The sequence below is a fragment of the Pseudomonas sp. GZJR-8 genome, from assembly GCF_002916705.1.
Classification (GTDB): domain Bacteria; phylum Pseudomonadota; class Gammaproteobacteria; order Pseudomonadales; family Pseudomonadaceae; genus Aquipseudomonas; species Aquipseudomonas synxantha_A.
Genome location: NZ_JXSI01000021.1, coordinates 43,742 through 53,221, shown reverse-complemented (window position 1 = coordinate 53,221; position 9,480 = coordinate 43,742). Strand labels below are relative to the sequence as shown.

The following is a 9,480-nucleotide window of genomic DNA, read 5'->3' as shown; positions in this document are numbered from 1 at the left end:
ATTCCGAAACCCCTGTTTGCTAACGCAAACAGGGGTTTTGTTTTGGGCGGTCGAAAAGTACCGAGCTATTCAATACCCACAGCTTTTTGCAAAGCCTCAAAGATCAGTCGAACCTTGCAGCGCTTCAGGGTTCACAGCAGGGGCGTCATGTATTTATCTCTATCGTTGTGTACCTACAGACACAGGTGCAACGTCTGAGCTCTTATGCAAAATAATCCCCGGAAACAGGCCGCACCGCCTGTCCGGACCCGACCACCCGGACTATCATGCCGATAGCCCAATCCCTTACCGCAAGGAGCCGCTCGGAACGCCGATGCGCCAGATCTGGAAATCTTTTCGAGCCCTTTATTTCGCCTCTTTGATGATGCTGATTGGCTCCGGCCTGCTCAGTACTTACCTGGCCTTGCGCCTGGCGGCAGACAATGTCGACAGTTTGTGGGTCGGTGCGCTGATGGCCGCCAACTATTTTGGCTTGGTACTGGGCGGCAAGATCGGGCATCGCCTGATTGCCCGCGTTGGACATATTCGTGCCTACGCGACTTGCGCCGGAATCGTCGGCGCGGCAGTGCTGGGTCATGGCTTGATTGATTGGCTACCTGCCTGGATCGTGCTGCGGATAATCGTCGGCCTGGGGATGATGTGCCAGTACATGGTTATCGAAAGCTGGCTCAATGAACAGGCGGATGCCAAGCAGCGTGGCGTAGTGTTCAGCGGCTACATGATCGCGTCCTACCTCGGGTTGGTACTGGGGCAGTTGATCCTGGTCCTGCATCCCCACCTTGGGCTTGAACTGCTGATGTTGGTCGCGCTGTGTTTTGCGTTGTGCCTGGTGCCTGTGGCCATGACCCGACGCATTCACCCCGCGCCCCTGCACCCGGCCCCGATGGAGCCCCGTTTTTTTATAAAGCGTGTGCCACAGTCTCTTAGTACGGTGCTGGGCGCGGGCTTGATCGTTGGGTCGTTCTACGGTTTGGCGCCGCTCTACGCGTCTCAGCAGGGGCTGACGACTGAGCAAGTCGGCTTGTTCATGGGGAGCTGCATTTTTGCCGGCTTGGTCGTTCAGTGGCCGCTGGGATGGCTATCGGACCGCTATGACCGCGCGCTGTTGATTCGCTGCTTTGCGTTGTGCCTGGCCGTAACAGCGTTGCCGCTGGCGATCATGACTCAAGTACCGCTGGAAGTGCTGTTTGTGGCAGGCTTCTTCTGTTCGCTGGTGCAATTCTGCCTTTACCCATTGGCAGTGGCTTTTTCCAACGATCATGTAGAAGGTGATCGTCGGGTTTCGCTGACGGCCATGTTGTTGGTGACCTACGGCATAGGCGCCAGTATCGGCCCACTGCTGGCGGGCGTAGTGATGAAGTTGTTCGGCAGCCAAATGCTCTACGCGTTTTTCAGTTTGTGTGCGTTGATCCTGGTATGGCGCATCCGCCCCAAAGCAGTGACCAACCTGCACCAGGTCGACGACGCCCCGCTGCATCACGTGGCGATGCCTGACAGCATGTCCAGTTCACCGCTGGTAGCAGCGCTAGACCCACGGGTGGATGAGCAAGTGGTACAGGAGCAGATGCAGGTCACTGTCCCTGACCCGGAACCCGAGCCAGACCCGGTAACTGATGAGCCAGCCAATGAAGAGCCGCAGGAGCCGGTGGACCCGGATGAACATCCCCATGACTTGAGCAGGGCACGCCCCTGAATGAAAACGGGCAGTTCCTATCAGGAACTGCCCGTTTTTTATTTCAGCGTCCAAACCTTAAAGATCATCGTCCTTGTCGAAGCGCCGAGCCTCACGCTGCAGCTGGTAGACAAAACGCTCCACCTGGCGCTGCACCAAACCACTCATGTTGTGAAAGCGCACGCCAGCAAAGGTCGTGTTGATCTTGTCTTCGAAGTGCAGGTAGCGCAGTTCGACGGAGGTGGTCATGCTGCCAAAGGGCAGGGCGGCGATAAAGCGGTCATAGACCTGGCCCAACTGCAGGCGCTCGGAGATATCGCCCTCAAAGCGCAATTTGCAGCCGGTGGCGGAAATGTCCAGAAGTTTGCCGCTGATCGGTGCCTTGAGCTTCTCGCCGCCCAGTTCGATATTCACCAATTGCGCAAGTTTCAGCGCGGCGCGAAATGCATTGCGCCGCTGATGGTAAACCACTTCATCAGGCATGCTGCCGCTATAGATACGGTGGCCGTCTTTTTCGCTGATGTTCAGCGTGCCATTGCTTTCCCAGGCAACCCGTACACCTTCATGGAAGCCTTCGATACGAAAGGGTTCGCCGTTCTCGAGGTAGCGCTCACCGTCTCGGGGGATCATTTCATCCAGGGCCAGCGTTTTGCTGTCCCGATCAATATCCACCAAATAGCTTTGAAAGCGCTGGCTGCGTTCGTGGAAAGTGATGATCAGCGGATCATGGCTTTCTTGCAGCATCCGTAATGTGCTGGCGACTTCCAGAGGCGTAGTGAGCACCTTCGGTGGCTGCGGTGCATCTTCCGCATTAGGGGCGTTGAACACGGTTCTTCCATCTCCAGACAAAGTACGACTACACGCAAGAACCGGCATTTTGCCAGTATGTAGCGCTCCTTGGATAGGTCGCGCTGTAAACCGGTGTCAGGCTTGGCTGCGGGTACTTGGCTTGACCAGGCGAGAGGTGGAGCCTTGGGCGTTGTACAGGGCCGGAGGCTCACCACCGTGCAGTATGCGCAACTGATTGGCGGTCGTGGCTTGCTGAAGCTGGATTGATTGGCCGTTGAGCAGGTTGGCTTCCTGGCACTGGGCAAGCAATTGATTGAGTTCTTTGCTTTGCGCCAGTAATTGATCACCGACCGAGGAATGGCTGGCCAGTTGTGCCAGGCCTTCGTGATCGGCAGGCAGGCCCAGGCTGATGAGTATCTGGCTGCGCTTCTTGCCGTGTTGTTCGAGCAACACAATCAGCGACTGCTTGCGCGCCAGGATTTCTTCGAGCAAGGGCATGTCCCGGCCGTACAGGGCCAGGGATTCTTCCTTGAGCAGCTCAAGCAACTGGTGCGTGGGCGCCAGATCATCAATGATCAGTTGAAGCAGATGTTCGTCGTGGTGCATGGCTGGCCTTGGGTTTTAAGCGTCCAAAAGCCCTGCGCAGGCTTTTGCCTAGCGCTCGGCTTCGAAGTTAAGCAGCTTACTGGCTACACGGCTGCTGTCGACTTTATAGCTGCCGTCGGCGATGGCCTGTTTCAACTCAGCCACGCGAGCTTTATTGACAACCGGCTGATCACGCAGCGAGTCAGTGACCTTCTGCAACTGTTGAGCCTCATTGCTCAGGTGTACCGATTCCCCGCTCTGGCTGGCGCTGGCCTGCTCTGCCTTGGCGGGCAGGGGCTGGGACTTGGCTTCTACGCTGTCCTTGGCACCGTTGGTGCGCGTATTGCCCGGCAAAGCCTGGGTGCTATTCAAACGACTGAAATCAATGACCATGGTGAAAAAAACCTCTGGGTATTTGGACGCTTGCCATGTTTTCGGCCATACCCGGGCAAACTTTAGGCTCGATTGACAATAAACCTGTACCGCTCGACATCCAATACACAGTGTAGGAAAAGCCGGGCTGTGATTCCAGTGATCTATAAAGCAACTTCGACCTGACCTGGCGCCGTGACCCGCGCCTTGATCACGCGATTGGAGTTGAGGTTCTTGACGCGAATCTGTTCGCTCATGCCGCCGTTGGACAGTGCCTCCCCTGGCATCCTTACGTTCAGCCCGCCACTGCTGGCAGAAATCACCACCTGGTCACCCTTGCGAATCACTTCGGCCTGTTCCAGATGAACCAGTGTGATGACTTGATCGGTGACCATTGGTCGGGTGAGTCTCTGCCCGATAGCCTGATCCACTGAGGTCAGGTAGCCCTGGTTGATCAGGCTGATATCGCGCTCGCGCAGGGCCACATCCTCGTAGCCGATGATGCCGGTGCGTTTCAACGGCCGCGCGACTACTACCACATCGCGGAACAGCTTGACCTGAGCCGGCACGAATACCGTCCAGGGCGAGGCGCCTTCACAGCGAACTTTTACCGTTACGCGTCCGATGGGCTGGGCAGGGCTTTCCAGCGTGGCTGTCAATTCCTTGTCGCACATCGGCATGCGCAAGCGCGGGTCCAACTGGCTGACCTGAATTTCATAACGTCCCGGGGTCTGCGTGGTCGCCAGATAATCTTCTACAGTGAATTCAAGAAAACCCTGGGTGACGCCGATAAGGAGATCAGGCAGGGTGACATTGTCGGCGCGTGCGGTAGCGCCAATGCTCAAGGCAAGCAGCGCCATCACGGTGCTGAACAGCCGGCGGTGGCTAGGGCGTCGGGAAACTGTCGTTTTAATATCCATGTTTAATAAATAGCAAAGCTCGTGCCGTTTAGTGTTGGGTGCGCGTCGTACCCCCAGGATTTAGGAGTCAGGGCATGGCAGGTGTAATGGATTCAGTAAACCAGCGCACACAGCTGGTAGGGCAGAATCGCCTGGAGTTGTTGCTTTTTCGCCTGGATGGCAAGCAGTTGTACGGCATCAACGTATTCAAAGTGCGGGAAGTGCTGCAATGCCCCAAGCTGACGATCATGCCCAAGTCCAGCCCAGTGGTGTGTGGCGTAGCCAACATCCGTGGTGCAACTATTCCCATTCTTGACCTGGCGATGGCCACGGGCTCGGCGGGTTTGCAAGACCGCCAGAACCCCTTTGTGATCATCACCGAGTACAACACCAAGACCCAGGGTTTCCTGGTGCGCTCGGTGGAGCGTATCGTCAATATGAACTGGGAAGAGATCCACCCGCCGCCCAAGGGCACGGGGCGCGATCACTACCTGACGGCGGTGACACGGGTCGATAACCAGTTGGTCGAAATCATCGACGTGGAGAAAATCCTCGCAGAAGTGGCGCCCACCTCGGAAACCATCTCTGTGGGTGTGGTGGATGCCGAGACTGCACACAAGGCGGTGTCTCTGCGCGTATTGACCGTGGACGACTCCTCAGTGGCGCGCAAGCAGGTCACACGCTGCCTGCAGACCGTTGGTGTAGACGTGGTGGCCCTCAATGATGGTCGTCAGGCCTTGGATTACCTGCGCAAGCTGGTGGACGAAGGCAAGAAGCCCGAAGAAGAATTCCTGATGATGATCTCCGACATCGAGATGCCGGAAATGGACGGCTACACGCTCACGGCCGAGATACGCAACGATCCACGCATGCAAAAACTGCATATCATCCTGCATACTTCGTTGTCGGGGGTATTCAATCAGGCAATGGTCAAGAAGGTTGGTGCTGATGACTTTCTGGCCAAATTCCGTCCTGATGACCTGGCATCCCGGGTAGTCGACCGGATCAAGGCAGCAGATCACGGCTAGGGGATTTCCCCCGGCGATCACACGATTTAAGAGGCGGTATCATTGTCTACGGGTAATTTGGATTTCGAACAGTTCCGGGTCTTCCTGGAAAAAGCCTGTGGCATATTGCTCGGTGAAAACAAGCAGTACCTGGTATCCAGCCGTCTCAACAAACTGATGGAACAGCAGGGCATCAAGTCCCTGGGTGAGTTGGTCCAGCGGATCCAGGGGCAGCCGCGCAGCGGGCTCAAGGAAATGGTGGTCGATGCCATGACCACCAACGAAACCCTGTGGTTTCGAGATACCTACCCCTTTGAAGTGCTCAAGAACAAAGTGTTGCCGGAAGCCATCAAGGCCAGTCCTGGCCAGCGCCTGCGTATCTGGTCGGCGGCTTGTTCCTCGGGGCAGGAGCCGTACTCGATCTCGATGTCCATCGACGAGTTCGAGCGAACCAACATGGGCCAGTTGAAAGCCGGCGCGCAAATTGTTGCTACCGACTTGTCCGGCACCATGCTCACCAACTGCAAGACCGGTGAGTACGACAGCCTGGCCCTGGGCCGCGGTTTATCCCAGGAGCGCCTGCAGCGTTACTTCGACCCCAAAGGCGCCGGGCGCTGGGCGATCAAGGCACCGATCAAGAATCGCGTGGAGTTCCGCTCGTTCAACCTGCTCGACAGCTACGCCAGCCTGGGCAAGTTCGACATGGTGTTCTGCCGCAACGTGCTGATCTATTTCTCGGCCGAAGTGAAGAAAGACATCCTGTTGCGTATCCACGGCACGCTCAAGCGCGGCGGTTACCTGTTCCTCGGTGCTTCCGAAGCGTTGAATGGCCTGCCGGACCATTACCAGATGGTGCAGTGCAGCCCGGGGATCATCTACCAGGCCAAGTAAGTCGCACGCAGTTAAAGTGTGGGAGGGGGCTTGCTCCCGATAGCGGTGGTTCAGTTGATGTCTTTATCACTGATACACCGCTATCGGGAGCAAGCCCCCTCCCACATTTGTTTCTGCGGCAACGTTGAAGAAAGCGGCAACTCCCCATTGCCGCTTTACTGGCGCCACGCGGAAACCCGTTGCCGCTTTTCTGGCATAGTCGCCGGCACCTACCCTCGAAACCCTTGATATACGGGCCTCCGCAAGACTGGCACGCACCTTGCTATAACCCTGCTAACGAACAGCAGGTCAGCCTAAAGGTTTCCGCCATGAGCATCAGCTTCGATAAAGCGCTCGGTATCCATGAACAAGCCCTGGGCTTTCGCGCCCAGCGTGCCGAAGTCCTGGCCAATAACATTGCCAACGCCGATACCCCGAACTACAAGGCTCGGGACCTGGACTTCTCTGCCGTGCTCGCCGCACAGCAAGACAAGACCAAGAACGGCACCTTCGCCTTGAACATGACCAACAGCCGTCATATCGAAGCGCAAGGCCTGAGCAAGGGTGACGAGTCGTTGCTGTATCGCACGCCGATGCAGCCGTCGATCGACCAGAACACCGTCGACGCGCAGTTGGAGCAATCGAACTACGCCGAGAACTCGGTGAACTTCCAGGCCAGCTTTACCCTGCTCAACAGCAAATTCAAAGGGCTGATGTCAGCCCTGCGTGGAGAATAAGCCATGTCCCTGTCCAGTGTTTTCAATATTGCCGGCAGTGGCATGAGCGCGCAGACCACGCGTTTGAACACCGTCGCCAGTAACATCGCCAACGCCGAGACCGTCTCTTCGAGCATTGACCAGACTTACCGTGCCCGTCACCCGGTGTTTGCCACCATGTTCCAGGGTGGCCAGGCCGGTGGCAGCGATTCGTTGTTCCAGAACCAGGACGCAGCCGGCTCCGGCGTGCAGGTGCTGGGTGTGGTCGAAGACCAGAGCAACCTGGAGGCCCGTTACGAGCCCAACCATCCGGCCGCGAACGAAAAGGGTTACGTCTACTACCCCAACGTCAACGTGGTCGAGGAAATGGCTGACATGATCTCCGCCAGTCGTTCGTTCCAGACCAATGCGGAAATGATGAACACCGCCAAAGCCATGATGCAGAAGGTCCTGACCCTGGGTCAGTAATAAGGGGCGCCAAATAATGGCCATCGTTGATACGTCAAACAACACGGCAGTCCAGGACCTGTTCAATTCCAAGGTCAAGGACGCTTCGAACAATGTCTCGAATGTTTCCAAAGCGGCCACTGGCAACCAGTCGCTGGGCAAGGACGCATTCCTGCAGTTGCTGGTAACCCAGCTGAAAAACCAGAACCCGCTGTCGCCCCAGGACAACGGCGCGTTCGTGGCCCAACTTGCCCAGTTCAGCAGCCTGGAAGGCATCAACACCCTGAACGACTCGGTGAATAACATCTCCAGCAACTTCAGCTCTTCGCAAGCGCTGCAGGCTTCATCGCTGGTGGGGCGGTCGATCATTATCCAGACCGACAAAGCCATGGTTGATACCAGCAAGAGCATGAACGGTTCGGTAGAGGTGCCATCGGCGGCGGGTAACGTTTCCGTCAAAATCACCGACAAGGACGGCAACGTCGTGCGCACCGTGGATATGGGCGCGCAGAGTGCCGGCAGCCAGAGCTTTATTTGGGACGGCAAGAATGACAAGGGCGAGGTCGCCCCAGCCGGCACCTACACCTTCAATGCCTCCACCAAGAACGACAAAGGTGACGCGGTGGCCCTGGCCACCTCGCTACCGGCCACGGTCACCAGCGTGACCTTGAGCAAGACCGGCGGCGAAATGCTGCTCAACCTTGCAGGCGGCATGGGCAGCGTCAAGCTGTCGCAAATTCAGACTATCGGTACATAGAGCCGGCTAAATACGGCAGAGGGAGAGAAACATGTCTTTTAATATCGGCCTTAGCGGCCTCTATGCGGCCAACAAACAACTGGACGTGACCGGCAACAACATCGCCAACGTCGCGACCACTGGCTTCAAGTCATCCCGTGCGGAATTCGCCGATATCTACGCGGCTTCCAAGTTGGGCACCGGCCAGAACAGTATCGGCAACGGTGTGAACCTGGCGGCAGTGTCCCAGCAGTTCACCCAAGGCGATGTCAATGGTAGCGGTGGCATCCTCGACATGGCGATCCAGGGCGGTGGCTTCTTCGTGCAGAAGGGCAGCGACGGCTCGCTGGAATACACCCGTAGCGGTGCCTTCCGCGCGGACAAAGACGGCTATATCACCAACAATACCGGCACCTCGCGCCTGCAAGGCTATGCCGCGGACGAGAATGGCAAGATCACCAAGGGTGGCCTGGTCGACCTGCAGCTGAACCTGGCCAACCTGCCCCCGAAGGCGTCTACCAAGGTGGACTCTTCCAGCAACCTGAACTCCTCGTCGCCGGTGATCGATCAGTCCAAGAACCCGTTTGATCCAACCAAATCCGAAACCTTCACCACGCAATACAGCACCACCTTGTACGACTCCCAGGGCAACGCGCACCCGATGGTGCAGTACCTGGTGAAAACCGATGCCAACCAGTGGCAGGCCTACACCTTGATCGATGGCCGCAATCCTGATGGTTCGGCGCCTACCGGAACCGGTGCTGACGTGAAGGCGCCTGTGCCGTCGACGTTGAGCTTCGATGGTGCTGGTAACCTCAAGAGCATCGTGACCGGCGGTGTTGCCGGTAACACCTTGACCATCAAGGATTGGGTACCTGGCACGGTGACCGATGGCGTATGGAAGGCTAACGATGCGACGGCGAACAAGGACGGCATCGCCATCAACATGGGCACCGTCACCCAGTACAACTCGGCCAGCTACCGTAACCCGCCGGTCACAGATGGTTACGCCACCGGCCAGATCACCGGCTTGAAGATCGATGGCAGCGGTGTGCTCTTCGCCACCTTCAGTAACCAGCAGAGCAAGGCCATCGGCCAGATTTCTCTGGCCAGCTTCAACAATGAGCAGGGCCTGCAGCCCGCCGGCGGTACGACCTGGAAAGAGACCTTCGCGTCGGGTCAGCCGGGCTTCGACGCACCGGAATCTGGCACTCTGGGGTCGATCAAGGCCACCTCCCTGGAGAACTCCAACGTCAACCTGACCAACGAGCTGGTTGACCTGATCAAGGCCCAGAGCAACTACCAGGCGAACGCCAAGACCATCTCCACCCAAAGCACCATCATGCAGACCATCATCCAGATGACCTGATAGGTTAGTGCTTCAAAA

The 9,480-nt window shown here is 57.4% G+C and carries 11 protein-coding genes; 7 read left to right on the top strand and 4 right to left on the bottom strand.

Features of this window, described 5'->3' with window-relative positions; translation table 11 throughout:
* Positions 1 to 313 precede the first annotated feature (313 nt).
* Entirely contained in the window at positions 314 to 1,693 is a 1,380-nt protein-coding gene (locus tag TK42_RS26570; RefSeq protein ID WP_103735508.1) for an MFS transporter, read from the top strand.
* Positions 1,694 to 1,750: 57 nt separating this feature from the next.
* On the opposite strand, the gene TK42_RS26565 is transcribed toward TK42_RS26570, so the two are convergent.
* From TK42_RS26565 to flgA, 4 genes are all read right to left on the bottom strand, one after another.
* Positions 1,751 to 2,500 carry a flagellar brake protein gene (locus tag TK42_RS26565; RefSeq protein WP_005790597.1) on the bottom strand — a complete coding sequence of 250 codons (750 nt, stop codon included), beginning with the start codon at positions 2,498 to 2,500 and terminating at the stop codon, positions 1,751 to 1,753.
* 96 nt (positions 2,501 to 2,596) lie between these two features.
* Positions 2,597 to 3,067, bottom strand: coding sequence for a flagella synthesis protein FlgN (locus tag TK42_RS26560; RefSeq protein ID WP_005790595.1), 471 nt, complete (start codon positions 3,065 to 3,067; stop codon positions 2,597 to 2,599).
* A 48-nt stretch (positions 3,068 to 3,115) separates the two neighbouring features.
* Positions 3,116 to 3,439, bottom strand: coding sequence for a flagellar biosynthesis anti-sigma factor FlgM (flgM, locus tag TK42_RS26555; RefSeq protein ID WP_032879838.1), 324 nt, complete (start codon positions 3,437 to 3,439; stop codon positions 3,116 to 3,118).
* A 143-nt stretch (positions 3,440 to 3,582) separates the two neighbouring features.
* The gene (flgA, locus tag TK42_RS26550; protein ID WP_032879840.1) at positions 3,583 to 4,338 is read right to left on the bottom strand and encodes a flagellar basal body P-ring formation chaperone FlgA; all 756 of its coding nucleotides are present in this window, start codon (positions 4,336 to 4,338) and stop codon (positions 3,583 to 3,585) included.
* A gap of 74 nt (positions 4,339 to 4,412) precedes the next feature.
* On the opposite strand from flgA, the gene TK42_RS26545 reads away from it, so the two are divergent.
* From TK42_RS26545 to flgE, 6 genes are all read left to right on the top strand, one after another.
* The gene (locus TK42_RS26545; RefSeq protein ID WP_005790590.1) at positions 4,413 to 5,345 is read left to right on the top strand and encodes a chemotaxis protein CheV; all 933 of its coding nucleotides are present in this window, start codon (positions 4,413 to 4,415) and stop codon (positions 5,343 to 5,345) included.
* A 42-nt stretch (positions 5,346 to 5,387) separates the two neighbouring features.
* Positions 5,388 to 6,215: a protein-glutamate O-methyltransferase CheR gene (gene cheR, locus TK42_RS26540; RefSeq protein ID WP_005790588.1), complete on the top strand. Its 828-nt coding sequence runs from the start codon at positions 5,388 to 5,390 to the stop codon at positions 6,213 to 6,215.
* A 308-nt stretch (positions 6,216 to 6,523) separates the two neighbouring features.
* A complete protein-coding gene (gene flgB, locus TK42_RS26535) occupies positions 6,524 to 6,931 on the top strand; it encodes a flagellar basal body rod protein FlgB (RefSeq protein WP_003193573.1) in 408 nt (135 codons plus the stop codon).
* A 3-nt stretch (positions 6,932 to 6,934) separates the two neighbouring features.
* Positions 6,935 to 7,378: a flagellar basal body rod protein FlgC gene (flgC, locus tag TK42_RS26530; protein WP_005790586.1), complete on the top strand. Its 444-nt coding sequence runs from the start codon at positions 6,935 to 6,937 to the stop codon at positions 7,376 to 7,378.
* 16 nt (positions 7,379 to 7,394) lie between these two features.
* Positions 7,395 to 8,114 carry a flagellar hook assembly protein FlgD gene (gene flgD, locus TK42_RS26525; protein ID WP_032879841.1) on the top strand — a complete coding sequence of 240 codons (720 nt, stop codon included), beginning with the start codon at positions 7,395 to 7,397 and terminating at the stop codon, positions 8,112 to 8,114.
* Between the two features lie 31 nt (positions 8,115 to 8,145).
* A complete protein-coding gene (gene flgE / locus TK42_RS26520) occupies positions 8,146 to 9,462 on the top strand; it encodes a flagellar hook protein FlgE (protein ID WP_032879842.1) in 1,317 nt (438 codons plus the stop codon).
* Positions 9,463 to 9,480 lie beyond the last annotated feature (18 nt).

What these genes read in the sequence shown, in the direction of transcription:
- flgD (WP_032879841.1), top strand. Translation starts at nt 7,395, where the DNA reads ATGGCCATCGTTGATACGTCAAACAACACGGCAGTCCAGGACCTGTTC.
- TK42_RS26570 (WP_103735508.1), top strand. Translation starts at nt 314, where the DNA reads ATGCGCCAGATCTGGAAATCTTTTCGAGCCCTTTATTTCGCCTCTTTG.
- TK42_RS26560 (WP_005790595.1), bottom strand. Translation starts at nt 3,067, where the DNA reads ATGCACCACGACGAACATCTGCTTCAACTGATCATTGATGATCTGGCG.
- flgE (WP_032879842.1), top strand. Translation starts at nt 8,146, where the DNA reads ATGTCTTTTAATATCGGCCTTAGCGGCCTCTATGCGGCCAACAAACAA.
- flgB (WP_003193573.1), top strand. Translation starts at nt 6,524, where the DNA reads ATGAGCATCAGCTTCGATAAAGCGCTCGGTATCCATGAACAAGCCCTG.
- TK42_RS26545 (WP_005790590.1), top strand. Translation starts at nt 4,413, where the DNA reads ATGGCAGGTGTAATGGATTCAGTAAACCAGCGCACACAGCTGGTAGGG.
- flgA (WP_032879840.1), bottom strand. Translation starts at nt 4,338, where the DNA reads ATGGATATTAAAACGACAGTTTCCCGACGCCCTAGCCACCGCCGGCTG.
- flgM (WP_032879838.1), bottom strand. Translation starts at nt 3,439, where the DNA reads ATGGTCATTGATTTCAGTCGTTTGAATAGCACCCAGGCTTTGCCGGGC.
- flgC (WP_005790586.1), top strand. Translation starts at nt 6,935, where the DNA reads ATGTCCCTGTCCAGTGTTTTCAATATTGCCGGCAGTGGCATGAGCGCG.